General features: G+C 36.9%; 24 protein-coding genes. 15 read left to right on the plus strand and 9 right to left on the minus strand.

Translation table 11 applies throughout. From position 1 onward, the window contains the following. Positions 1–85: 85 nt before the first annotated feature. Positions 86–838: a DUF695 domain-containing protein gene (locus QUF91_RS01720; RefSeq protein WP_289416630.1), complete on the minus strand. Its 753-nt coding sequence runs from the start codon at positions 836–838 to the stop codon at positions 86–88. 345 nt (positions 839–1183) lie between these two features. Between QUF91_RS01720 and QUF91_RS01725 the strand changes: the two genes are divergently transcribed. Next, the gene (locus QUF91_RS01725; RefSeq protein WP_289416631.1) at positions 1184–1705 is read left to right on the plus strand and encodes a DUF2179 domain-containing protein; all 522 of its coding nucleotides are present in this window, start codon (positions 1184–1186) and stop codon (positions 1703–1705) included. Positions 1706–1751: 46 nt separating this feature from the next. Here the strand turns inward: QUF91_RS01725 and QUF91_RS01730 are convergent, their stop codons facing one another. Beyond that, entirely contained in the window at positions 1752–3041 is a 1290-nt protein-coding gene (locus QUF91_RS01730) for a DUF2252 domain-containing protein (protein ID WP_289416632.1), read from the minus strand. A 217-nt stretch (positions 3042–3258) separates the two neighbouring features. Here QUF91_RS01730 and QUF91_RS01735 point away from each other — a divergent pair, with 217 nt between their 5' ends. Further along, complete coding sequence (locus QUF91_RS01735) at positions 3259–3828, plus strand: YitT family protein (protein WP_285395667.1); 570 nt, start codon at positions 3259–3261, stop codon at positions 3826–3828. Positions 3829–3867: 39 nt separating this feature from the next. Here QUF91_RS01735 and QUF91_RS01740 read toward each other — a convergent pair whose 3' ends face one another. From QUF91_RS01740 to QUF91_RS01750, 3 genes are all read right to left on the minus strand, one after another. Further along, positions 3868–4749, minus strand: coding sequence for a DMT family transporter (locus QUF91_RS01740; protein ID WP_285395668.1), 882 nt, complete (start codon positions 4747–4749; stop codon positions 3868–3870). 102 nt (positions 4750–4851) lie between these two features. Further along, the gene (locus tag QUF91_RS01745) at positions 4852–6012 is read right to left on the minus strand and encodes a PucR family transcriptional regulator (RefSeq protein ID WP_289416633.1); all 1161 of its coding nucleotides are present in this window, start codon (positions 6010–6012) and stop codon (positions 4852–4854) included. Between the two features lie 363 nt (positions 6013–6375). Beyond that, the gene (locus tag QUF91_RS01750; protein ID WP_289416634.1) at positions 6376–6630 is read right to left on the minus strand and encodes a hypothetical protein; all 255 of its coding nucleotides are present in this window, start codon (positions 6628–6630) and stop codon (positions 6376–6378) included. Between the two features lie 200 nt (positions 6631–6830). Here QUF91_RS01750 and QUF91_RS01755 point away from each other — a divergent pair, with 200 nt between their 5' ends. The 4 genes from QUF91_RS01755 (at position 6831) to QUF91_RS01770 (ending at position 10742) form a co-directional block, all read left to right on the plus strand. Next, positions 6831–7730 carry an EAL domain-containing protein gene (locus QUF91_RS01755; protein WP_285395671.1) on the plus strand — a complete coding sequence of 300 codons (900 nt, stop codon included), beginning with the start codon at positions 6831–6833 and terminating at the stop codon, positions 7728–7730. Then, positions 7690–8646 carry a GGDEF domain-containing protein gene (locus QUF91_RS01760; protein ID WP_289416635.1) on the plus strand — a complete coding sequence of 319 codons (957 nt, stop codon included), beginning with the start codon at positions 7690–7692 and terminating at the stop codon, positions 8644–8646. Before QUF91_RS01755 ends, QUF91_RS01760 begins: the two co-directional genes overlap by 41 nt. Before the next feature lie 357 nt (positions 8647–9003). Continuing rightward, positions 9004–9168 carry a hypothetical protein gene (locus QUF91_RS01765; RefSeq protein WP_289416636.1) on the plus strand — a complete coding sequence of 55 codons (165 nt, stop codon included), beginning with the start codon at positions 9004–9006 and terminating at the stop codon, positions 9166–9168. A 179-nt stretch (positions 9169–9347) separates the two neighbouring features. Then, positions 9348–10742 carry an L-cystine transporter gene (locus QUF91_RS01770; RefSeq protein ID WP_285395674.1) on the plus strand — a complete coding sequence of 465 codons (1395 nt, stop codon included), beginning with the start codon at positions 9348–9350 and terminating at the stop codon, positions 10740–10742. A gap of 407 nt (positions 10743–11149) precedes the next feature. Here the strand turns inward: QUF91_RS01770 and QUF91_RS01775 are convergent, their stop codons facing one another. From QUF91_RS01775 to QUF91_RS01785, 3 genes are all read right to left on the minus strand, one after another. Then, positions 11150–11464, minus strand: coding sequence for a hypothetical protein (locus tag QUF91_RS01775; protein ID WP_289416637.1), 315 nt, complete (start codon positions 11462–11464; stop codon positions 11150–11152). 136 nt (positions 11465–11600) lie between these two features. Continuing rightward, complete coding sequence (locus QUF91_RS01780) at positions 11601–12155, minus strand: SLOG family protein (RefSeq protein ID WP_289416638.1); 555 nt, start codon at positions 12153–12155, stop codon at positions 11601–11603. A 202-nt stretch (positions 12156–12357) separates the two neighbouring features. Continuing rightward, the gene (locus QUF91_RS01785) at positions 12358–13524 is read right to left on the minus strand and encodes a DUF418 domain-containing protein (RefSeq protein WP_285395677.1); all 1167 of its coding nucleotides are present in this window, start codon (positions 13522–13524) and stop codon (positions 12358–12360) included. 103 nt (positions 13525–13627) lie between these two features. Between QUF91_RS01785 and QUF91_RS01790 the strand changes: the two genes are divergently transcribed. The 7 genes from QUF91_RS01790 to cydS all read left to right on the plus strand — a co-directional run bounded on the left by QUF91_RS01790 (position 13628) and on the right by cydS (position 21169). After that, positions 13628–14329 (plus strand): response regulator transcription factor, encoded by a 702-nt coding sequence (locus QUF91_RS01790; RefSeq protein ID WP_285395678.1) that lies wholly within the window; start codon positions 13628–13630, stop codon positions 14327–14329. Beyond that, on the plus strand, positions 14326–15969 hold the full coding sequence (locus tag QUF91_RS01795; protein WP_285395679.1) for a sensor histidine kinase: 1644 nt from the start codon (positions 14326–14328) through the stop codon (positions 15967–15969). The genes QUF91_RS01790 and QUF91_RS01795 overlap by 4 nt, the downstream gene beginning before the upstream one ends. Before the next feature lie 338 nt (positions 15970–16307). Next, positions 16308–17345 carry a PAS domain-containing sensor histidine kinase gene (locus QUF91_RS01800; RefSeq protein ID WP_289416639.1) on the plus strand — a complete coding sequence of 346 codons (1038 nt, stop codon included), beginning with the start codon at positions 16308–16310 and terminating at the stop codon, positions 17343–17345. Beyond that, positions 17342–17974, plus strand: coding sequence for a response regulator (locus QUF91_RS01805; protein ID WP_285395681.1), 633 nt, complete (start codon positions 17342–17344; stop codon positions 17972–17974). The genes QUF91_RS01800 and QUF91_RS01805 overlap by 4 nt, the downstream gene beginning before the upstream one ends. A gap of 709 nt (positions 17975–18683) precedes the next feature. Next, positions 18684–20027 (plus strand): cytochrome ubiquinol oxidase subunit I, encoded by a 1344-nt coding sequence (locus tag QUF91_RS01815; protein ID WP_289416640.1) that lies wholly within the window; start codon positions 18684–18686, stop codon positions 20025–20027. After that, positions 20024–21052, plus strand: coding sequence for a cytochrome d ubiquinol oxidase subunit II (locus QUF91_RS01820; protein ID WP_289416641.1), 1029 nt, complete (start codon positions 20024–20026; stop codon positions 21050–21052). The genes QUF91_RS01815 and QUF91_RS01820 overlap by 4 nt, the downstream gene beginning before the upstream one ends. Positions 21053–21064: 12 nt before the next feature. Beyond that, positions 21065–21169, plus strand: a complete 105-nt coding sequence (gene cydS, locus QUF91_RS28245) for a cytochrome bd oxidase small subunit CydS family protein (RefSeq protein ID WP_481817430.1) — start codon at positions 21065–21067, stop codon at positions 21167–21169. A gap of 220 nt (positions 21170–21389) precedes the next feature. On the opposite strand, the gene QUF91_RS01825 is transcribed toward cydS, so the two are convergent. After that, positions 21390–22292 (minus strand): TetR/AcrR family transcriptional regulator, encoded by a 903-nt coding sequence (locus QUF91_RS01825; RefSeq protein ID WP_285395684.1) that lies wholly within the window; start codon positions 22290–22292, stop codon positions 21390–21392. Positions 22293–22448: 156 nt separating this feature from the next. Between QUF91_RS01825 and QUF91_RS01830 the strand changes: the two genes are divergently transcribed. Together QUF91_RS01830 and QUF91_RS01835 are read left to right on the plus strand one after the other, a co-directional pair. Then, positions 22449–23966 (plus strand): MDR family MFS transporter, encoded by a 1518-nt coding sequence (locus QUF91_RS01830; RefSeq protein ID WP_285395685.1) that lies wholly within the window; start codon positions 22449–22451, stop codon positions 23964–23966. A gap of 445 nt (positions 23967–24411) precedes the next feature. Beyond that, a complete protein-coding gene (locus tag QUF91_RS01835) occupies positions 24412–24567 on the plus strand; it encodes a hypothetical protein (protein ID WP_289416642.1) in 156 nt (51 codons plus the stop codon). Positions 24568–24717: the final 150 nt, after the last annotated feature.

Below are 24717 nucleotides of genomic sequence, written 5' to 3' on the forward strand. Positions count from 1 at the left end.
CGTATTAGAAAATGTATTTTTTACAGTAGGAAATTCAAATCTATGGGCGATATGGGTAAACTCCTAATGGTACCCCATTTAGAAACTATTTGTTTACTACAAATGTTTCCCAACCATCATATTCTCCTTCGTATTTTTCTGAAATCTCTACTAAAAGGTCCGTTACTTCATTTATTGAATTCAAATCAACAGAATCAGTTCTATAAATAGCAAGCGAATATTTTCCTTGTTCATTCATTTCGGTTGATTCTTCCTCTACGGAAAACCCTTCTTTTTTAATTGCCTTTACAAAATCTCCAAGCATTTTGGTATTTTCGAAGTATAACCAATGATCAACTTTACGAGCTACCTCCAATTCATCCCCTGTTTTTTCTAATTGATCAACTACTGAACGGTTCCCCATATGCTGTTGTTGATATTGATTAGGGTATAAATAGTTAAAATAAAATTCCCAATTTTCATCCTCTTCGATACTGAAAACTTCAAATTCGTAACCAGTTGATTTAATGAGGAGGCCAGCAGCCTCGATTAAATCCTTTTGTTTTTCTTGATTTGAATAGAAAATAATGTCCCTTGTCCCATCTGTTGTAATTCTACCAACGTTAATAATGTGGTTAAGACCTACAACTTCCTTCAAGGAAACTTCAATTTCATTTATTTTCTTAGCCTCGGACCCTATTGGAAATCCATTTTTATTCGGGTCTTTTATTTTAAGTTTGACGGCTATAGCGTGATTGTACTCTTCGGTGTCGATTTCTTGCCATACATCCATATCTAAAGCAATTGAAGCTATTTTTTCATCAATATAATCTAAGTATACATCCCAATGTTTTGACATTATTAAATCCCCCTAATAAAATCATTTATTTCAATATAACGGAATAAATATAACAGTTTTCCATAATTAATTCAAACAAGGATGTATATGACTTTATTTAGTTTGTTACCAAAAGTTTTGTATGACATTTGCCTTGTATATAGGTTGATCTTCGTTCCGGTTGGGCGACTCCAGGAAAGCGATTAGTAGGAAATCAACCACATGTTATGGTGATGAGCCCTTTATTTAACATTATTGGACCGAAGAATAGGGAATCTATAAAATAGAAACATTTTACTAGAATGCAAATCAATATATCGACATACATTTATAGATATAAAACTACTTCTGAAAGGTCTCTTACAAATGCAAAGTATATTTTTGATTTTAATACTTCAATTGGTTTATGTACCTTTTTTAACGTTACGGACAATATTTTTAGTAAAGAATATTACTTTCCTTGCTGCTATATTCGGTATGCTGGAAATGTTAGTGTATGTATTTGGTCTTTCACTTGTTTTTAGTGGAAAACAAAGTATGTTAGCCATGGTTGTCTATGCAGTTGGTTTTGGTCTAGGTATTTTCCTAGGTGCCAAAATTGAACGAAAACTGGCGATCGGCTATGTCTTTACGACGATTAATACGCAGAATAAAAACGAAGAGCTCGTGAATTTCCTTCGTAATGAAGGCTTTGCAGTGACTATTTATATTGGGGAAGGTCGAGATAGCAATCGTTATAAATACGAAATATTAACAAAGAGAAATCGTGAGGTGGAGTTGTTCCAAATTGTAGAGCAATTTGAACCGAATGCGTTTATTATTTCATATGAGCCTAAATCATTCAAAGGTGGATTTTTGCTCAATCGAATGAAGGTAAAGCAAAAATAAAAAGGACTTCCGCTTTATGGCAGAAGTCCTTTGTTCTTTCCGCAGATCAATTAAAACGCTCTTTGACCAACTCTTTAAACAACTCGAAATCCGAGTAGACAATTTCTTTGTAGCTCATGGCATGTAAAACGGTGCCTTCAGCAAATACGTTACGTTCCTTGCCGATAACTTTTAATATTTCTTCTTCACTATGGTAGGTGAAAATTTGGGAGTAGTCGATATCGGCACGTGCATGGTTTTTGGCAGCGATTTGTCCCATCGTCGATGTTGTTACAAAATAATCCTCTACATCTTTGTAGTTTTTAGGCTTAACCTTTTTCTTATAAGGAGAACGCTCTCGAATATAGTATTCTTGTCCATCCATCGTGACATATGCTAAATGAGGGTCCTCTAAATGATGCATTGCCTTTTGAGTACCTACTACACGTGCTCCTTGGTGCTCATAAGCTTCCCAAAATGTCTCATTATATGGAAGGAAATATGCGGGGATTGCCGTGCGCACTTCTTTCATTTCCAGCACTAAATCGTTTACCCCTTGTGCATTTAATTCGCCCTCTACTAAAATATAATAGCGTTTTAAGCCAATGGATGCTGTCCCCGAGCCGTATTTAATGGCTATATCTTTAATCTTATAGTTAGGTAGCACAGTAGAGATTGCGGCATATTCTTCTGGAGTGACAGGTTGTACTTCTTCATTCCATAAGAAAACACGCTGTTCTTCATCGTTAATGTAAGTTATATTCTCTATAAGATGAGAGCTTTGACGTTTCTCTAGCTTTTTTAAAACCTTTTTGATTGGTCCTTTTGTATTGTCTTTTGTAAATGTTAGTGTCAGCGGATCATCCTGTTTACGCTGAAATCGTTTTAATTGATCGACATAGCTTTGTAGGAAATGGTGAATGGCTGTTTCCTGAGTATCATTATCTAATCCTTGCTCCTCAAGGTATAAGGCGATACTAACACTCATGCGAATAACATCATATAGGTAAGAGCCGACATAGCCTTCATCAAAATCATTAATATCGAAAACAATGGCGCCTTTTTCGTTTTGAAATGCACCGAAGTTGTCCATATGCATATCTCCTTGTATCCAAGTAGGCATTGCATCAGATGTATGGAAAATAGAAGGGGATTTCGTTACATCAAAATAAAATAAATAGGCACTTCCACGGAAAAAGCGGAAAGGGCTATCTAGCATTGTGCGATACTTTTCTATACGCTGTTCATCAGTTAATCCCATAAGTTGACCATCAAATTCCTCAAAAATCGTCTCTAATAGTGTTCTTCTTAAAATCGTTCGTGTGTCTTTCACTCGTTCTAATAAGTTATATTCCATAGTATATTCTCCCTTCTTTTATCTAGTAATTTTACATTAAATATACGGAAAATACAGGAATAAGGTTTCACCAATGACCAATAGAGCTTTAGAGAAATTTATCGAGCGAATTCGATAAAAAAAGTAGGATTGACTTTTGATCAATTCGTATTTGATAACATGTTCGTTTTCCTATTTTCATATTATAAGTACATGCTCAGTCTCGGAGGGGGGTTGTATGTATTTTTTTACGAAAGGCTTGGTCATTCTTATAGGGAGTACCGCGGTATCATTGGGAATTAATTTATTCTTAACGCCCTATCAAATTTTGGATGGGGGAGTTGTAGGGATAGCGCTTATTTTACACTATTTGTATAATCTTAAAATAGGTTTAATGATCATCATAATTAGTATTCCGGTATTTATCATTGCCTGGTATAAATACAGAGCATATTTTTACAATAGTATTCACGGATTAATTGCATCATCTCTTATTATTGACTTACTAAAGCCCATTCGGAATCTTGTTCAAATCGAAGCTATTTATAGTGCCATACTTGGAGGGATACTAATGGGTTTTGGTATTGGCTTGATGCTTAGATTTCAGACAAGCACTGGTGGCACAGATTTGATTGCACAGTTTTTATGTGATAAAACAGGGGTTAATGTTGGGATGCTTATTTTTATAATTGATTCTATCGTCATTGTGGTAGGGAGTCTGCTTATATCCTCCAGTACATTACTGTTTTCAATTATTACAGTTTTGGTAGTAGGGATTACTACCAGTATCATGACTAGTCATGCATAAAAAATAGTTTCAGCATGACTGAAACTATTTTGAAATCCGTTATCGAGAGCTCTTCACCATTCGTTTTTTAGGATGTGCAGGTTTTACTTCTGCAATTAATATAGCAAGTAGAATCAGTACTGCCCCTATAACCATGCGACTTGTTAATACTTCATGTAAGAATATAACGGATAGTACCATGCCGAAAAATGATTCTGTCGACAGGATAATAGCTGCCTTTGTAGCAGACGTATATTGATTCGCAACATTTTGAAAAAGATAGGCAAGAGTAGTTGAAAAAATTGCTAAATAAACGATTGAATAAATTGCTTCTTTTTCAAGGCTGGTTGGGATGTCGCCTTGGCTGACAACGACCAAGACACCTAAAAATGCTGCTGTGATAAATTGAATAATCGTAAGGGCAATGGCATCTTCCTTTTGTACAAAAAGGTTTGTACAAAAAATATCAAAAGCAAAGGCGACAGCACAAGCTAAGGAAAGTGCATCTCCTATATTCATTGTCAGTGAGCCCTGTAATGATAAAAAACCGATTCCAACAATAGCTATAATTGAACCGATAATCTCATAGCCATCTATACGACGCTTGTAAACAGCAAACGCAATTAATGGCACAATAATGACATTTACAGCGGTTAAAAAAGCATTTTTAGATGGCGTTGTATATTGTAACCCTACTGTCTGAAGGGCAAAGGCAATATACAGAATGGTCCCTAACAACATTCCTTTCCAAATAACTGATTTTGAAGCTCTTTTTAATCTATATCCAAATAAAACGATGAGTATAATTGCAGCTAATAAAAATCTGCCTGCCATCACTTGATAAGCTGTTAAATATTCCAATGCGATAGCCGTTATTACAAATCCGCTACCCCAAACGATTGCAGTAACTAATAGCATACCATCAGCTATGTATTGTTTCATCATTCCTCCTCCTAACTTCATTAGGATAACATGTGGTGGAAGAAAATAATTTGATTTTAATTCTAAATATTCAGGCGTTTTTTTGTACTTATTCCAAAGCTATCATTCAACATTCATTTTGCTATGTAATAAGTACAATTTAACGGCTGCAGCTATACGTTCATAAAAAACATAATCATTCTCTAAAGGTGCTACTAGTTGACGTATTTTCGATAAACGATAACGGATTGTGTTTGGATGGCAAAAATGAGCAACAGCTACTTCCTTAATATTTCCTTGTTTTACAACATAGGTGATGGCTGTTTTCATTAAATCTGGATCAACTTTTTCCTCAAGGAGGGGACCAAGATAGCGATTGACATAGTCCATAGCAAATTTAGGGTCCTTACGATGCAATTCAATTAACAAACAATCAGAAGCAAGGTTTTCATAATGACAGATAGGAGCTGTTTCAATTTCAGCCATGATACGTGCATAGAAGGCTTCCCGAACAGCGAAAGGGAGTTCTGTTTGTGTTAAGTGACAACGACTATAGCCAAAGGTCAATGAATCAGTTGAAATGGTATACATGGTTAACCATTCATTGAGAAGTTTTTCAAATTGAAATTGCTGCGATGGATGGGTCATTAAAATAAAGAGGCTCTTTTTATAGGTACAAATCATACCAGATTTCAAGAGAGGCTCTAAGTGAAATAGAGATTGCATCCATTGGCTATTTGTATGCTCTTGCATTTGGATATTAGCAACAAATACATATTTTTCAAAGGGCTTATTGATTTGCTGTAAAATGGACTTTATTTGTTCATCTGTTACATCCTCTTCCATTAGACGTCGCATAATCGTTTCTAAAAAGAATGAATAATCCTGTGTTTTTGCATAGGCCATCGTTTCTAAAATAATCTTTTCAAAAAATTCATCTCCGCCAAATCGCAATATCGGAAAATTTTGCTCATCTGCATACACTAGAATTTCCTCTGGCAAATCCTCATAGATGACAGGCTTATAAGCTAAAGCACTTGCCCCTAGCTCAATAAGATTTTTCACGGCATTCCATAAATATTCTGGCTTTTGCTTTGCGAATAATAAACTGCTTAGAACAACACTATTCGGTGTGAAAATCGTTTCTCTCACAGTATGAATATCGGGTGAAAATTCAAAGTCTAGAATTTCTACATTTTGAACGGGTTTATGTAAACCATTGCGACCAGCAACGACAGTAAAATCCTTTGTTATAGGCAGTTGTAAAAAATTCTCTACGTTCATGAGGATATCAGGCAACCTTTCTTATAATTGAGTTTCTAATCTTATTATAAAAGTACTTGTCAGTAAAATACCATTAGTATCGCTGATAAAGCGGTCAAAATCGCTGATAAACTGGTCAGTCCGCTGATAAAGCACAGCGAATCGCTGATAAATTGGTCAGAGCGCTGATAAAAGCCCTCGAATCGCTGATAAACCGGTGAAAATTGCTGATAAGGCAGCCGAATCGCTGATAAACCGGTCGAAGTCGCTGATAAGGCAGCCGAATCGCTGATAAACCAGTCAAGAACGCTGATAAAATATACCGAATCGCTGATAAACCAGCCGAAATCGCTGATAAAACCCCCCGAATCGCTGATAAACTAGTCAAAATCGCTGATAAAAGCCCTCGAATCGCTGATAAACCGGTGAAAATTGCTGATAAGGCAGCCGAATCGCTGATAAACCAGTCAAGAACGCTGATAAAATATACCGAATCGCTGATAAACCCCCCCGAATCGCTGATAAACTAGTCAAAATCGCTGATAAAAGCCCTCGAATCGCTGATAAACCGGTGAAAATCGTTGATAAAGCCCACCAAACCGCTGATAAACCAACCAACATCGCTAATAAACCAACCAATCTCCAATAACCTTTGCTTGAACTACCTTCTCCACATCCAGAATGTATACCACTCTACCAAGTGATCAAAAAAGATTATTTTTATACACAATTGAAAAGGAAATCTAGTGCTAGAGCCACCTATTTTTACATGTTATTCACAGTATATTTACAATACAAGCGTACAATAGATCATAATAACCAAATTAAGAGGTGCCAGAATGGAGTCTGTTGTGAGACAAAGCAAAAAAACAAGTAATTTTTTTTCTTATTTCAAGCATTTATATGGGCAGCATCAAAACAATACTTTATATATAAAACGGTTAAAATCGTTGAAGCAAATTATTCAGGACAAGAATTTGCATACATATTTTCAGCCTATCGTCGATTTACAGACGAGGCAAACGGTGGGCTTTGAGGCACTGAATCGTCCAGAGCCTTCAGAATTGTTTAATAGTGTAGATCAGTTTTATGAATTTGTTGGGCAAACGGACTGCGTGTTTTTATTTGAATGCTTTTGTCGAAACCTTTCATTACAACGTTTCAAAGAACGACTGCACGAAGATTTAGTCAATAGAGACTTTATAGTATTTGTTAATATACATCCTAATGTCTTACTAGATAAGAACTACCATAGTGGTGAAACCTTACAATTATTAATGGAGCTTGGTATTAAACCACAGCAGGTAGTATTTGAGCTAACTGAACGCAGTGCCGTGGTAGATTTTGTGGAGTTTGAACGTGTCTTATCACATTATCGTTCACAAGGTTATCGAATTGCAGTGGATGATGTGGGTTCAGGCTACAATAGCTTGAAAACTCTTATTTATTTAAAACCAGAATTTATTAAACTAGACCGTTCTTTAATACAATTTATAGATAAAAACAGCGAACAACAGCAGCTTGTCACATTGCTCATGAGATACGCAGAGCAAGCTGAGACAAAAATTATTGCTGAGGGTATTGAACGACAGGAAGAACTGAATTATTTACATAATATTGGTATTCACTATGCACAAGGTTATGCGATAGGGAAACCCGCAAAGGAAATACATTTGGGGAAAATAAGGATGGATGACCATGAAAATAGGAGAAGTCATAGAAAGTGTTCCTTGTATTGATGAATTTGTGAAAAATAAAGAAGTAGATTTGCTTTTTACAAACGATCCGTCATTACGTAGTGTTGTTGTTGTTCGAGATGATAAACCAATTGGGCATATTACACGTACGCATTTCTATGAAAAAATTGGTACACGCTATGGCTATAATTTATTTATGGGGCGGCAAAATCAACTTATTATGAAAGAGAATCCTTTAATTATAGATCGTCATACATCTATAACGGAAGTCAGCACGGAAGCAATGCGGCGACGACCAGAGGACTTATATGATGATGTAATTGTAACAAGAAATGGCTTATATTATGGTGTCGTAAGTATTCGGGAACTACTGTTAAAGCTTGTAGACACACAAGTAGCTATTGCAAGCTTTTTGAATCCGTTAAGCAGTCTCCCTGGCAATAAATTAATTGATGAAAAACTTGAGGAAGCATTACAGCTATCGCAATATAGTTTAATATATTTTGATTTAGATCATTTTAAATCCTACAATGACACGTATGGTTTTAATAAAGGGGATAAAATTTTACTGTATTTAACAGACATTTTGAAAAGAAATATAGTTGGTACAGAAGAATTTTTAGGGCATATTGGTGGAGATGATTTCGTTGCTATTCTGCCGCATTATGAGGCTAACCCGATCTGTCAAAGAATTATTGATGAGTTTGATGCATCCATTTTGAACTTTTATGAGCTAGAAGATTTAGCGCAATTACAGATTCATAATAGGGCTGGTACACTTGAGCCTTTCGCATGTACGTCATTGTCCATCGCGATGATCACTAATCAATATCAACAATTTGAATCTGTTGATCAATTGTCAGATGCAGTAACGCGTGTAAAAAAACAATGTAAAAAAATTTCGGGAAGCTGTTACCTAGTTAATGATAATGAAAAAGAAACCTATCTCGTTCATTAAACGAAGTAGGTTTTTTAACTTTTATATAAGTATTCCACAAAAGTAATCTCCACATCTGCCACTTACATATTGTCACCAATTCTAGGGTTGTTGACTAAAATATTTATAAGACAGAAACGATCCTCATTAAAGTCGACAATTACGAATTTTACTCCGTTCCTCGTGAAAAAATCACTCTCTTAATTAGTAAAAAAGGTTCAATACTAAACTAAATTTACAGGCGTTGATTAGGGAAAAATAGGTTTATTATTGAGCGATAAAAGGATTTTTTGTGATTCATCACCAAAAGTTGTGGATGACAATTTTGGAATGTACGTTCTGTATATTAGTTGATTGAAGTGGAGACTGGGCGACTTCTTGGGGATCAGCGTCACAGATGAGACCATGGAGCGAGCAACGCGAGTGAAGCGGCTCATCGGACGCCCCCAGGAAGCTCTGCTCTGTGCGAAAGCGAAGCGACAGCAACAACAAAGCGCCCAGTCGGAACGGAAATCAACCACACGTTATGGTGATGAGCCATAAAAATGGCTAATAACCCACACTTGTTAAATTTATTATATTCCGTTTTTAGGGCATAAATAAAAGACATAAACAGCTTTCGTTTTAAAAAAATATTAATTCGAATAAAACATACTTGAATTATAGGGATTATAGGTATATAATTCGATTTACATTATAAAAACTGGTTAGGGGGCTTTCCATTGTCTACATTACAAATCATTCTTAACGTAGCCGTATTACTCGTGTTCGTTGGGATTTTATATTTTATGAATAAAAAGCACGTTAAGTTTTCAACTCGTGTTTTTGCTGCTCTAGGCTTAGGGATTGTACTTGGTCTTGGACTACATTTAATTTATGGTATTGATTCTGAGGTTTTAGCAAAAACAACAAGTTGGTACAATATTATTGGTACTGGTTATGTTAAATTGCTACAAATGGTTGCCATGCCATTAATTTTTATTTCAATCTTAATAGCCTTTACAAAAATGACGGTTGGTAAAAACTTTGGGAAAATGGCAGCTCTTATTTTAGCGATTTTAATCGGTACAACTGCTGTTGCAGCTGGTGTTGGTATTCTTTCAGCAACAGTATTCGATTTAGATGCTTCTCACATTATACAAGGTGCTGCAGAAACTGAGCGTGGAGCATATTTAGAGGAAAAAACTTCTGGATTAACTGCGCCAGATTTACCAACGCAAATTATCGAGTTATTCCCAGCAAACCCATTCTTAGATTTAACAGGTGCTCGTTCTACATCAACAATTGCTGTTGTTATTTTCTCAGCGTTCTTAGGTTTTGCGTACTTACGTGTAGCGCGTAAAGATAAAGACACTGCTGCTACTATTAAAAAGGGCTTGGATGCAATCTATGCATTAGTAATGGGTGTTGTAACAATTGTCTTACGTTTAACACCATATGGTATTTTAGCCATTATGGCACGTACAGTGGCAACTTCTGATTTCGGGGCAATCTACAATTTAGGTAAGTTTGTCATTGCGTCTTATGTAGCGTTATTTATTGTGTTATTAGTACACTTATTAATTATTACATTAAGTGGTTTAAATCCATTTACGTATTTAAAAAAATCTGCAGAAACATTATTGTTCGCTTTCACTTCACGTTCAAGTGCAGGTACTTTACCGATGAATATTAAAACACAAACAGGTCGTCTTGGTGTACCTGAGGGTATCGCGAACTTCTCAGGTTCGTTTGGTTTATCTATTGGTCAAAATGGCTGTGCTGGTGTTTATCCTGCGATGCTAGCGGTTATGATTGCACCTACAGTAGGTATTAATCCGCTTGATCCAGTGTTCATCATTACTGTTATTGCAGTCGTAGCGATTAGTTCATTTGGTGTAGCTGGTGTTGGGGGTGGTGCAACATTCGCAGCGATTCTTGTATTATCAGCGCTTGATTTACCGATTGCACTTGCGGGTGTATTAATCTCTGTTGAGCCATTAATCGACATGGGCCGTACTGCTCTTAATGTAAGTGGTTCAATGACGGCTGGTTTGACAACAGCACGTGTCACAAAAGAATTGGACACAGAAATGTACAACAATAAAGAATTAGGTGCTCAAGTAGCGGACCTATAAAATGAAGCTTTTCATCAGGAGGGGTTATCTTCATCCCACGCTGATTATTAATCTTCGCTGATCGGATAAAAAATAAAGTGGCTGGGACAAAACTGGCCAAAACCTAAAAAGCGCGAGAAATCAATTTAGAAACGTTGATTTCTCGCGCTTTTTTGATGTTAAATATAGTGTTTCATGGAGGTAGATGTCGATATTTTTCGAAAGTTGGGTGATAAATCGAAAAAGTTGGTCAATAAATCGAAAAAGTTAGTCTATAAAAGTTCTCAAGGCAGTAAATCTCCGGAAATATACTGCCATTAACAGAGAAATAGGGTAAAGAAAAAAGAGAAATCAAACAGCATCGATTTCTCTTTTTTCTTTACTATCAGCTAGTTTTGTCCCAGCCTCTTTGAATGCCCGCTTTCCCTTTATATTATTTTTACATAAAAATCTTTACCGTTCATAAGCTCGGTAAGCTCAATGCTGTAATTTGTTTTATAGTAATCGTAGATATTACGTGCTAACCCGGAGTGTCCATTTAAATATGTTCCCTTGTTAATCTCTTTACGTGGATTGTGGAAATCAAAATACAAGCGTGAATCGTCAGACATTGTATCTAAAATAGCTTTAAATTCTTGTTCTTCAATTTGAATCCCGCGTGTATATCTGCATTCTCTGCGGTACGTATCGTGAGAAACATTCACCGGCGAAGGCTCAAGAATCATTTCGATTTTTTTATTCAAAATGTTAACAGCTCCTTTTAGGATATTAGCTACAAAGGGTAGTGAAGCAACAAGCGAAGTGCTTAGATAAACGCTTCCAACTGCATATGTCTACTTATTCTAGTATATAATTACCAGAAAATTATAGCAATATTTCTCACCAATCTTGTTGCTGCATTTCCTCTGCAATAACTTGTAAATCATAAGCCGTAATCATTAAAATTGTATAGTCGTGTGTTTCCGTATATTTTTCTGCTAGACGCTTCATATACTTCGGGGAGCCTTCATTTTCTTCGTCATAAACTAGCAGTAGAGCATCTGTATTTTGAATAATGAATTTGTCTTTTTCGATAAATTGCCACGGCGCCTCGTATGGCTTTTTCGTTACACTAGTGACAAAGTCTGCTTGAGCTACTAATGATTGATACTTTTCTTTTTTAGGATCTTGCCAGTTTTTTTCTTGCTCTAAAAAAGGAGTGATCACAGCATATTTTAAATGGGGAAATTCTTTTTTTAACATCAGAACAACCTCAGCACCCCACGATTCTACACCTTGCTGCCCGCTAATAATTACCCATTCTAACCCTTCATCAACCAGAATACGTAGACGTTCTTCGAGTGCTTTTTTGATGATGGCAATGCCAGGATGCTTGTCATTGAAAATTCCTAGTTCATGTGGTCTATAGCCAGTGATAATAATGCGCTGTAACAACAAAACGCCCCCTAAGCTGTATATTATGTAGTACTAGTATACAGTAGGGGGCAGGTGAAAACGAATTCCAATATGTTGTATAGGTGTTCCCAAGTTGAGTGAAGTATTAGCTTATTAAAATGCAAATAGTGTTAAGACTGCAGCTACAGCAGCACAGATGCCTAAAAACCACCATGTGTCTGTAAAATCCTCTTTGGAGTCACTATCCATGTATAGTACTTCCTTTCTGTTTGATTTTAAGCTGTCCGTTCCAAGACCAATTCGTCCAAACTCGCAGTACAGTTTCAAATGGTCCGCGTTTAAATCTCTTTAAATAGGCAAGGCTGAAAACACATTGTAAGCTATACAAAACGATTCCAAATAAAATACCGCCGAACACGCCTAGCTTGCCGAATAAGCCTAGACCATATCCGTAAAATACTGTTGTACAAATGATCGTTTGCATTAGATAATTGGTTAATGATAGTTTACCGACACTCTCGAAAGCAGGAGCTAGCAGTTGTACTGGGCGAGTTTTATATAATAAAGCTGCAAGGCAGACATAGCCAACTGACAGTAGCTGAGAACCACCCATCATCAACATGCCAGAAAAGTTACTTTCTATAAAACTTAAACTTTTACAAGCTAGCCCTATTGGAACGAGCAAGGCACCTAACTTATACCATTTCTTTTCGTCCTCCATATTTACAAAAGCTTGTTTTTTAGCGAGCCCCATACCGAAGAGGAATAATGAAGCAAAAAATACTGGTGCAATAATGAGAAGAATGAATATGAAAGCAGGATCATCCATTCCAGGAGGGAGAACATTTGAACGAAAATCCTGTATTTCTAAATAGCTTCCATTAGCATACACATCATTGGCTTTCTCAATAAAAGTTGCCATCTCTTTTTGTTCTTTTTCGGATTCGGTTGCAGAACCGAATGATAAGGCTGTTGTAAGTAAGAATAAGATACCAGCCCAAACAAATAATGTTTTTGGTTTGCGATTAATAAATGGGATTAAAAATAGAGTCATGCATCCATAGGAAAATAAAATATCGCCATCCCATAAAAATGAATGGAGCCATCCTAAGGCAATTAACCCTGTTGCACGACGTAAAATAGACCATCGACTCTTATCCTTTTTTTTACGAATAGACTCAATCAGTTTAATAAGAGAGAAGCCGAATAAAATGGTAAAAATCGGCATAAATGAGCCTTCTATAAAAATTTCTACAAAATACAAGGCCCCATTATCGAGGGTGGATAGATTTTTTAGTTCATCATTACCGTACATGCCAAACTGGAAAATCAACAAATTCGCCATTAAGATGCCAAATAAACTAAACCCACGCATTGTATCAATGAAAGTAACACGGTTTGTTGTCATTGCGTTTTATCTCCTTAATTGGTTATCTTATACATAGTATAGTTGGAATAACTTATGGTGGAATAATGACTACCTTAAAGTAATCTTAAAAGTAGGTGAGAGAATGCAAGATGCTTCAATTTTAGTGTTAGAGGACGAACATGCAATTGCGGAAATGATTGAAATTATATTAAGAAAAGAAGGATTTTTAAACATTACACTCTGCGGCACTGTTCAAGAAGCAAAAAAGAAAATTGAAAATAAGGTTTTTGATTTTTACCTTTTAGATATTATGCTTCCAGACGGTAGTGGGCTTGATATGGCGAATATGATTCGTGAGCAAAGTGATGCACCTATATTCTTTTTAACAGCAAAAGGTAGTGATGCAGATAAGCTTCGTGGTTTTATGAATGGCGCAGACGATTATATTACGAAGCCATTTAATCCACTTGAGCTTGTTGCAAGGGTGAAAGTACAGCTTGCAAGATATATAAAGAAAAAGCGTGTGCCAGAAAGTCATTTATTTACATGTAGTCGCTTTACATTTGATATCGATGCAGCAGAGATAACTGTTAATGATACAAAGGAAATTATTAGTGGGCGATTATTTCATTTATTGAAATTTTTGTGTGAAAATGTAGGGCAAGTATTATCGAAGGAGCAAATTTATGAGCGAGTCTGGGGCGATTGTTTGTTTGATGATAATACAGTGATGGTTCATATTCGAAAACTGCGAGAAAAAATTGAAAAGAATCCTGGTAAACCAACTTGCATTATAACTGTGAGGGGGATTGGCTATAAACTAGTTGGAGATGTTCAATCATGAAGCCAGCTGGAAAATTATCACTTCGTTTCGTGTCTTATTTCATCGTATTTTATTTACTAATCATTTCAGGCTTTATTATTAGTTTGATATTTTTTGCAATCTTTATCAATGGTCATGTTGGTGACAATATTCATATCATGACTTCTTCTGAAATAAAAGATGATGCTGTCGTAGAAGAAGGAGGATCTATTAAGCTTGCTGATTATTTAGTGAAGCGAGCGAAGGAGAACGCAGGGCAATTATATTTGTTCGATCAATCGATGGACATCGTTGATTACACGGGAGATAGTTGTGAACTATGTGGAATGACAGATAACGAAATCATTGCTCTTAAACGTCCAGGAATGCACACGTGGGAGATTCCTAAATACTATTTGCTATTCCTCCCGACATCACCTGTCCAACCACTTTTTGAGGAAGTATATCAGAGTTGGAAGGAAAAAGAGGAGATTTCTTCAGAACTGCTCCAGCGTTTACAAGATAAGAAGGCTTCTGTTGAAATCTATAACGAGCAGTGGGACCGTGTAGGAGTCATTGGTAAGGGCTATAAAAAGCTACATAAACCTCAGTTACTAGAAGAGAAATACGATATTTTTGAGCATAAAGAGCTTACGCAAAGTGCAGCTTTAGAGGATGGCTCGACATTAGTTGTACGCATGCCTAATCCATCCTATAAGCCATTTGATGAACCTTTTACTAAAGCGATGGTTTTATTTGTTTCCATCTTCTTTGGTGGACATATTTTAGTGTTAATAGGGGTTACCTTCTTATCGATTAGCGTTTCCCGTCAATTTGTTCGTCCGCTTGTTTATGTACTATCTCGTATTGAGCGACTGACACAGTTTGATTACAGTGCAGTAAGAGATAAAAAAATTCATCATCGGAAGACAGGGAAGCTGAAGAGGAAATATAAATTATTTCAGCCAGTGGATGAATCCCTCAATAATTTATCGGAACGTCTATCCTTTAATGAAAGGCAAATTAAGCATGCAGAGCAATTGCGTGAGGAGTGGATAACAGGCTTATCGCATGATTTAAAAACACCGTTAAGCTCTATTTTTGGTTATTCTACAATGCTTGCTTCAGAAGATTATGAGTGGACAAAGGAAGAAATGCGTATCTTTGCGAATACGATGCAGGAGAAGGCGACGTATATGGATGCCCTTATACAAGACTTAACCTATACGTATCAATTAAAAAATAAAGCGATACAGATTGAAAAAGTGTTATTGACACTCAACACGTGGTTACCTCAATTTGCAGATGAGCAGGTGTCTGTGAAGGTTTATGGGGATGTTGTGCTCGAAGCGGACGAGCTTCTATTAAAGCGCATTTTAGATAATTTAATTACGAATGCTAAAAAATATACTCCTGTTGGTACAAAGGTAAATGTAGAAGCGCAAAATATAGGCAAGGGCATTATGCTAACAATTGCCGACCAAGGTCCTGGCATTCCGCAAGAAGAGCTAGATAATCTTTTTGAACGCTATTATCGAGGTACTAATACGACTGATGATACAACGGGTACAGGTCTAGGATTGGCAATTACTAAGCAGTTAATTGATTTACACAATGGTACCATTAGTGTCCAATCAGGAGCAGAAGGTACTGTTTTTGTGTTGAAATTTAATTGTAAATAATAGTTTTTTGGCTCATTACCAAAAGTTAGGGATGACATTTGGTAAAACGTATGCCATATATTAATTGGATTAGAGGCTGGGGGCTCATCGGATGCTCCGGGAAAGCGCCCAGTCGGAACGGAAATCAATCACATGTTATGGCGATGATCCAAAAAAATATGAGCGTTCTCATCATTTGGAAATCAGAACATGAAGCGAAGAGTTATACCTTGATAGAAGATATAATATAGGGCAAAGTGTTGATTGTAACAAGTAAACTTAAAGGAAGGTAACTTCAAAGAAATATAAGAAACGTATTTTTCGGTGGGCCTTCATTTTAAGCCAGGAGTGTGTTTAGCTTGGAGAAAGAACAGTTAAAAAATAAATATTTACAGCAAATATTTCAATACATTCAAGACGGCATCATCATTATGAATCACAATCGTGAAATTTTAATGATGAATCCATCAGCGATGAGATTAACGGGATGGGAATTAGGAAATCGAGTGCCCTTTTGTTCATTTTGTGAAAATCGCCAAAAGTCTCCAACAGAACATACATGTTATTTAATAGAACATAATGAGGTTCCCTATTTTTTATCGAAAATGCTTACGTATCATGGTTGTAAAATAGATGTTGAAATTAGCACAGCACTGATGTATACAGACAGTAAAACAAACGAGCAAGAGTTTCTGCTTGTACTGCGCGATCAAACCCTACAGTTAAAGGAAGAAGAGGCTCGGATTTCAAAACTGATTATTAAACAGCTGATTGAGGCGAAAGAGGAAGAACATAAAAGGCTTGCGCAGGAATTACATGATGGCGTTGGCCAATCGCTATTTACAATTTCTGTTGCATTGCAAGCGATAGAATCCTATGTCAAAGATAATGAAAAGCTAAATACGTATATTGAAGAAGTACGCAATGAGCTAGGGCAAGTAATGAATGATATTAAATTGTACTCCTATCAGCTCCGCCCTCAAAGCATTGACCAGTTAGGGATTTCACCTACATTAGGTACACTTGTAGATTCAGTGCAGAAGGTTCATCCCGGTATTTCTATAGTATTCGAAACGGATTTTGAAGAACGTTGCCATCCATCTGTAGAAATCAATATTTACCGCGTTGTACAAGAGGCTTTACACAATATTGTTAAATATGCAAAGGCTTCTAAGGTCGTTATTCGGCTCGAAAAGAAAGCTGGAGATTTAGCGCTCTATATAGAAGATAATGGCGTAGGATTCGATCTACAGCTCGTGAAGAAAGAAGGACTTGGCTTAAAACATATGGAGGAGCGAATAACTTTGTTAGGCGGATCTTTTAATATTACTTCTGCTTACGATAAAGGTACAAAAATTAGTATTCAAGTACCTAATTGGAAGGATGACTATAGATGATTCGTGTTTTAGTAGTAGATGATCATGTGCTAATCCGTAAAGGACTTGTTCTTTTATTGGAAAATTATAAAGATGTAGACGTTGTAGGTGAAGCAGGTGATGGAGCAGAGGCGATAACTCAGGCAATATCATTAGAACCAGATGTCATTTTGATGGATGTATCCATTCCGAATGGATTAGATGGATTTACGGCTACTCAAGAAATTCATAAACAAATGCCCAACGTTAAAATTATTATGTTAACAATGCATAATGAAGTTGCTTATATTCAAAAAGCGATTGCTGTTGAAGCTCATGGTTATATTTTGAAAAATAGTCAAGGTGGGGTCCTTTATGAGGCTATCCATGCTGTATCAAGTGGTCGTGTATATTATAACGTTGGTATTCCACAGGAACAGATTAATAAATTGTTTGAACACAAAGGGCATGAAGATAAATGCATTTTAACTGTGCGTGAGCAGGAAATAATGAGGTTAACAGTTCTAGGGTATACGAATGTCCAAATTGCTGAACAGCTATATATCAGCAGTAAAACGGTTGAAAATCATAAATCGAATATTATGCAAAAGCTTGATTTAAGTAATAAAGCTGAGCTTATTCAGTATGGGCTTGCAAATAACTATATGTAATAGCTCATTGTTGTAAGAAGCGGGAGCTTTATCGAAATATTATATGCCAAAAGGATGTTAGACCGGTTACAGGATCACTCGAACAAGGAGTGGTCTTTTTTTTATCTTCATTCAACAAATGTTTTTGTACCTCGAGGTCGCTTCGATCCCTCGCGCCAGATGTAGCACTTTAGCATATTTGTTCTTCTTATTCAAAGTAATTTGCAATATTGTCACAGTGAGGAAAGCTAATAGTGGAAAACCCCTATATGTCTGAAAAAGCAGCGGGACTATACTGAAAGCACATGAATAAAAGGAGATGCAAGCGCAGTGGATATAACATTTTTAATTGCGATTTTCCTGACGGGATGCGTTGGATCTTTTGTATCCGGTATGTTGGGAATACGCGGTTCAATCATTAAATACGCAATGCCGCTATCTATACCGCCACCTTTTGCCTTAGCGGCATTTTCATTACCATAAAGACTGACGGCTCCGCTTGGCACAAAAGTAGGTAAAAAAGAAAGCGAAAATTTTGCAATGTATTGTAGCCGTACTCATTTTAACGACAGCGATTAAAATTGGGGTTGATTGATGATGTTTAAAAAACAAAAAGTTGTTGCCTATAAATCACAGGAGAAAAAGCTAATAATTATGAGTTTTTTTGTAGCTGGGATAATGCTTCTTTCACTAGTTGGAAGAATTTTTGGTACATAGGAGATGAAATTAAATGAATGATTCAGCTGTAATATGGAGTCGAGCCTTAACAGAGTTAACATTGTCATTCCATATTATTTACGCAACGATTGGCGTTGGCATACCTTTAATGATAATGATTGCTCAATGGGTCGGATTAAAAAATAATGACGAACACTATTTACTACTCGCAAGAAGATGGGCAAGAGGGTTTGTCATTACTGTAGCGATAGGTGTTGTGACTGGTACTGCTATTGGATTGCAGTTATCACTACTGTGGCCAAGTTTTATGGAGTTGGCTGGTCAAGTTATAGCATTGCCGTTGTTTATGGAAACGTTCGCGTTCTTTGTGGAAGCAATTTTCTTAGGGCTTTATTTATATACATGGGATCGATTCAAAAATCCAAAGCGACATCTATTATTATTGGTTCCAGTAGCTATTGGTGCTTCTATGTCGGCCGTTTTTATTACGATTGTGAATGCATTTATGAACGCACCACAAGGCTTTGATCTTGTAGATGGGGAGCTTGTGAATATTCAGCCTGTACTTGCTATGTTAAATCCTGCAATGCCAACGAAGGTAGCGCATGTATTAGTGACATCTTATATGACGGCAGCATTTTTATTAGCTTCTATCGCAGCTTATCGTATGCTGCGAGGATCGAAGCATGTGTATCATAAAAAATCGTTACATCTATTAATGAAACTTGGATTAGTATTTTCGCTAGCAGCACTGATCGTAGGTGACTTTTCTGGGAAGTATTTAGCTGAATATCAACCTGAAAAATTAGCTGCTGCTGAATGGCATTTTGAAACAAAAGAGGATGCTTCGCTTGTACTATTTGGTGTATTAGATGGAGAAGAAGTAAAATATGCCATTAAAGTACCGTACGCACTGAGTGTATTGGCGCATAATAATCCTTTTGCAGAAGTAAAAGGTTTAGATCAATTTCCTGAGGATGAACAACCTCCACTTTACATCCATTATTTGTTTGACATCATGGTAGTAATCGGGATTTTCTTAATAGTCGTTGCAGCTATTTATGTACTAGGTAAGTGGCGAGGATGGAAGTTCGTTTCTTCAAAAAGCTTTAAGAGAATAGTAGTGGCAGGTGGTCCACTAGCGCTTATTGCTGTTGAGGTAGGCTGGTGGTTTGCGGAAGTAGGGCGTCAGCCTTGGATACTTCGTGGTTATATGAAAACGGAGGAAGGAGCCACAACAAGTGGTCAGGTCGATACTATGCTAATACTATTTGCAGGGCTTTACATTGTATTAGCAATAGGAAGTGTCGTAGCACTTATTCGTATGTTCCGTAACAATCCAATCGAACGTGAAATTGAAGAACATAAACAAGTGGAAGGATGTGAAGGACAATGAGCTTAGAAATCTTAGGAATTTCAGTACTATGGTTATTTCTTTTTGGCTATGTCATTGTTGCATCCATAGACTTTGGAGCAGGCTTCTTTAATGCTTATAGTGTCATGGTTGGGAAAGACCGTATATTGGCAAATGTCATTAAGCGCTATTTATCTCCGGTGTGGGAAATTACAAACGTCTTCCTTGTATTTTTCTTTGTAGGAATAGTAGGGTTCTTTCCTCAGTCGGCTTACTATTATGGCACAATTTTGCTAGTGCCGGTCAGTATCTCATTAATATTAATTGCAATTAGAGGTAGTTATTATGCATTTGAATCTTACAGTTCGAATGGTATACACATCGGTTATACATTGATGTATGGAATTACTGGTTTATTCATACCAGCATCCCTTTCTATTGTATTAACGATATCTGAGGGAGGGTTCGTGAACATTGTCAATGATGAGCCACACTTACAAATTGCTAAACTTTTCACAAGTCCGTTAACTTGGTCTGTTGTGCTATTAAGTATAATGGCGGTTTTGTATATTTCGGCTGTCTTCTTAACTTGGTATGGGAAAAGAGCGCAAGATGAACATGCTTCTAATTTAATGAGAAAGTATGCGCTCGGTTGGTCGTTACCGCTCGTCATAAGTGTAATAGGAGTTATGGTGGCGTTAAAGGGACATGTGCCTGAGCATTATGAAAATATGTTAAATCTGTGGTGGCTTTTCGCAATATCAGGTGTTCTCTTTTTTATCACACTAATTCTTTTATTTAAAAAGAAAAACTATGGAGTAGCTGTCTTTTTAATGGTTGCACAATTCGGATTTGCATTTTTCGGTTATGGTATTTCACATTATCCTTATTTACTGTATCCGTACCTATCAGTCTATGACAGCTTTACAAACGAAACAATGGCTGTTGCCTTAGTGATAGCGTTTATTGGAGGGCTAGTTCTACTCATTCCTTCACTATATTTAGTAATGAAATGGTTTGTGTTTGATCGTGACTATGCTAGCGGTAAACGTGATCATCATGTATAGGGAGGGACTATAATGAATCAATTTATAATTTTGTATGCACCTTTTCTTGTAGTGGCTGCCAGTATTGTGATTGGCTTTTGGATAGGGCCAAAAGATCGTCAAATAAGCAATAAATAGATAAATTCCATATTAATTGAGGGGCTATCTAGAAAGAAACTTTCTAGATAGCCCCTTTAAGTGTTTTACTATATACCAGGTGTGTTGATTAACCATTTCTAGACATTCGAAGAGGCTGATTTCCGCTACGGGCTACTCGCTTTTCTGCGGGAGTCGAGTAGCCCTAGTTAAAATAGAAATACATTAGCAAAACCTATTTTTCCCCAATTAACACGCCTAACTATATACATCTCTCTGATGGATGCTCAATTTTTACATAGCGCCATAAATTATTGGCGATGTCGCGTGCTTCAGCAGCATGTCCCGTCCCGACGAATGCTTTTCTGAAAGGAGTAAGTAGTGATTCGATGATGAAAAGCTTTGGTTTCTCACGTTGTAATTCTTCTAGCAAAAATTCAGTGTATTCTAAGCCCTCAACTGTTTCATCCTTCGGCAATTCCTTCATAAATCCATGCAATTGTTTAGCAATCATTTCCTTGTTAATCGATTGATAGTTCACCACATTTTGAATAGCGTTAATCATTTCAACGTTTATAATGACTTCTTTGGATTCTAACATTACAGGAATAATTGCTTTAATATTACGCAATGCTACACGGACAATTGTTTCGCGACTAATAAATTGGAAATCCGAAATTAAAACTGCTCGTAATGAAAGGTTAATCATTCCGAGTGCCTGTATAGCGCATTCATAGCTCAGTGTACTAATTTCTTCACCGAAAACTTGTACAAAACGATTAGCAAGCCATTCTAGCTCCTGTAAGTAATAGTTCAAAATAATCTTTTTAAGTTCTTTGTCACGAGAAGAGGTAATCGACTCGAAAATTTGAATTAGATTGTGCTCCCGATTGACATACATGAGCACGGCAACTTGCTGTGTTAACACTTCTAAGTCAGTCGGGTCTTTTCCGTAAAGAAGCTCATGTCGACGATTGCTTGCCTCTTCGCGCCCTTCATCTAGAATAGCGATTAAACATTCATTTTTGGCAGCAAAATGATTATAAAATGTACCTTTTGAAATTTTAGCTGCACTAATAATATCGTTAATGGATGTTTCTACGAATCCTTTTTCGATAAAAAGTTCACGAGCAGCAGTAATTATTTGTCTTTTTCTTTTGTTCATAACCTCACCTTTTTGAAATTATTATACTATCATTCTATAACTAAAACGCTTATATATCAATGTTTAGGGAAAAAATATTCTTTTTTGTTGAAAAAAGTAGACTGCGAGTATAAAATAAGTTTTATCGAAAAAACAAGAGAGAATTGAGGGATAAAAATGAATAGTGAGCAAACAATGAAAAAGCCCCCTTATGGCATGATTGCCATTTTATTTGTGGGTGCTTTTGTTGCTTTTCTAAATAACACATTGTTAAACGTTGCATTACCAACAATCATGAAAGATTTTGGTATCACAACGTACTCTAAGGTACAATGGCTTGCGACAGGATATATGCTTGTAAGTGGTATTTTGGTACCCGCTTCGGCATTCTTTGTAACACGCTTTAAAAATAGACATTTATTTATTGCAGCAATGTCAGTCTTTACGATCGGTACAATAATGGCTGGATTTGCACCTAACTTCGGTATGTTATTAGCGGGTCGTATGGTGCAAGCGGCGGGTGCATCAACAATGTCACCACTTTTAATGAATGTCATGTTAACTAGCTTCCCAAGAGAAAAACGTGGGGCAGCGATGGGGATATTTGGTTTAGTCATGATTATGGCACCAGCGATAGGTCCAACATTGTCAGGATATATTGTTGAGCACCATGATTGGCGCATGCTATTCCAAATGATTATTCCGTTTGCTGTTATTAGTTTATTGTTTGCCGTTTGGAAATTAGACAACGTGATGGAAACACGTGAAGTTCATTTAGATTTCCCATCCGTATTATTATCAACAATAGCATTCGGTGGTATACTGTATGGATTTAGTGCAGCGGGGGACAAGGGCTGGTCAAGTCCTTGGGTATACGGCACGATTTTAGTTGGTTTTATCGCCTTAATGATCTTCGTATTAAAACAATTACGTATGGATCAGCCTTTACTAGAATTACGTATTTATAAATATCCAATGTTTGCGTTGGGATCGGCTATTTCTGTTATCGTATCCATGGCTATGTTCTCAGGGATGATTTTAACACCTGCATATGTACAATCAATTCGTGGCATTGAACCATTTGAAGCGGGCTTAATGATGCTTCCTGGGGCGCTGTTAATGGGGCTTATGTCGCCGATTACAGGGAAGCTTTTTGATAAATTTGGACCGCGAGTGTTAGCGATGACCGGTTTATCCATTACAACACTAGCAACATTCGGGTTAGCAAAATTAGAAATGGATTCAAGCTATACGTATATTGTGTCAATGTACACGATTCGTATGTTCGGCTTGTCAATGGTCATGATGCCAATTATGACAAACGGTTTAAACCAAATACCTCAAAAGATGAACCCACATGGTACAGCCATTAATAATACTGTACAGCAAGTGGCGGGGGCAATTGGTAGTGCTGTGATGGTAACGATTATGAATAACCGTACAAAAGCAACCGCTCAGGATTTAATTGCAGAAGCGAAGGCAAATGCGGTACAGTCAGGTGCTGCACCAACACCAGAGCAAATGCAACAAATGCAAGATCAAATTATGCAAAATGCTTTATTAGATGGTATTACTCACTCATTCTTAATTGCTGCATGCCTTACAGTGGTTGCGCTTGTGCTAGCACTCTTCTTAAAACGTTCCAAAGTTGAAAGTGCAGCTGCACATATGGATTTGAAAAAACCAACTAATTAAATGATGACCTGTTAGTAGAAACTTCTACTAGCGGGTTTTTTTATGTTCATACAGCAAATATTTTCTGTGCGAAAGCGTAGTGTTAACGTAGCGACAGCAACAAAAGTTTTTGTAGTGTAAGTGCGGCAATATTTACTGTGCGAAGGCGTAGTGCAAACGTAGCGGCAGCAACAAATGTTTACTGTGCGAAAGCGAAGCGACAGTACCAATTACGCCAAGGCGAAATTGATGTACGGCCGTTATATCAATTTTATTAATATGTTCTTGGTATTCACTCCAAGAAGCAAATGGCTAATACCATGTCAGATGCTCAAAACTTTGACAGGGGTATTGGTTGGTGTTTGACCATCGAAAAAGGTGGTCGTTTTAGACAGGTGGATGTACCAGAGCGCTTGGAACAACGCTGGAAAGCTGGATGGCAAACAAATCTCCTGGAGAGCGAATAGTGAATGTGTCTTATTCAACGGTACAGGATGGTATAAATGTAGCGTGCAAACGAGCTGGAGTGACGCAAGCTGACCGAGGGTGTCATGGTTTTAGGCATGCATATGTCCGTGAGCGTATGGATCAGTTAATGACGAGTGAGCAGAAACAGATATGAATCGTGTGTTGGAAAATAGAAAAATGGGATGTGTGGCAGACTATGATTCTGCGTGAACAGGATAAGTAACTATATGCAGCTGCAAAGGAAGCGATGGATCAAATCCATTCAGAATTAGGACATGGCAAGAATCGATGGGCATTGGCTATG

The sequence above is a fragment of the Lysinibacillus sp. G4S2 genome (assembly GCF_030348505.1).
Classification (GTDB): Bacteria; Bacillota; Bacilli; order Bacillales_A; family Planococcaceae; genus Lysinibacillus.

Bases quoted from the DNA above. Each gene is read 5' to 3' on its own strand.
- QUF91_RS01720 (WP_289416630.1), bottom strand. From the start codon at position 838: ATGTCAAAACATTGGGATGTATACTTAGATTATATTGATGAAAAAATA.
- QUF91_RS01725 (WP_289416631.1), top strand. From the start codon at position 1,184: ATGCAAAGTATATTTTTGATTTTAATACTTCAATTGGTTTATGTACCT.
- QUF91_RS01730 (WP_289416632.1), bottom strand. From the start codon at position 3,041: ATGGAATATAACTTATTAGAACGAGTGAAAGACACACGAACGATTTTA.
- QUF91_RS01735 (WP_285395667.1), top strand. From the start codon at position 3,259: ATGTATTTTTTTACGAAAGGCTTGGTCATTCTTATAGGGAGTACCGCG.
- QUF91_RS01740 (WP_285395668.1), bottom strand. From the start codon at position 4,749: ATGAAACAATACATAGCTGATGGTATGCTATTAGTTACTGCAATCGTT.
- QUF91_RS01745 (WP_289416633.1), bottom strand. From the start codon at position 6,012: ATGAACGTAGAGAATTTTTTACAACTGCCTATAACAAAGGATTTTACT.
- QUF91_RS01755 (WP_285395671.1), top strand. From the start codon at position 6,831: ATGGAGTCTGTTGTGAGACAAAGCAAAAAAACAAGTAATTTTTTTTCT.
- QUF91_RS01760 (WP_289416635.1), top strand. From the start codon at position 7,690: ATGAAAATAGGAGAAGTCATAGAAAGTGTTCCTTGTATTGATGAATTT.
- QUF91_RS01785 (WP_285395677.1), bottom strand. From the start codon at position 13,524: ATGACAACAAACCGTGTTACTTTCATTGATACAATGCGTGGGTTTAGT.
- QUF91_RS01790 (WP_285395678.1), top strand. From the start codon at position 13,628: ATGCAAGATGCTTCAATTTTAGTGTTAGAGGACGAACATGCAATTGCG.
- QUF91_RS01795 (WP_285395679.1), top strand. From the start codon at position 14,326: ATGAAGCCAGCTGGAAAATTATCACTTCGTTTCGTGTCTTATTTCATC.
- QUF91_RS01805 (WP_285395681.1), top strand. From the start codon at position 17,342: ATGATTCGTGTTTTAGTAGTAGATGATCATGTGCTAATCCGTAAAGGA.
- QUF91_RS01815 (WP_289416640.1), top strand. From the start codon at position 18,684: ATGAATGATTCAGCTGTAATATGGAGTCGAGCCTTAACAGAGTTAACA.
- QUF91_RS01820 (WP_289416641.1), top strand. From the start codon at position 20,024: ATGAGCTTAGAAATCTTAGGAATTTCAGTACTATGGTTATTTCTTTTT.
- cydS (WP_481817430.1), top strand. From the start codon at position 21,065: ATGAATCAATTTATAATTTTGTATGCACCTTTTCTTGTAGTGGCTGCC.
- QUF91_RS01825 (WP_285395684.1), bottom strand. From the start codon at position 22,292: ATGAACAAAAGAAAAAGACAAATAATTACTGCTGCTCGTGAACTTTTT.
- QUF91_RS01830 (WP_285395685.1), top strand. From the start codon at position 22,449: ATGAATAGTGAGCAAACAATGAAAAAGCCCCCTTATGGCATGATTGCC.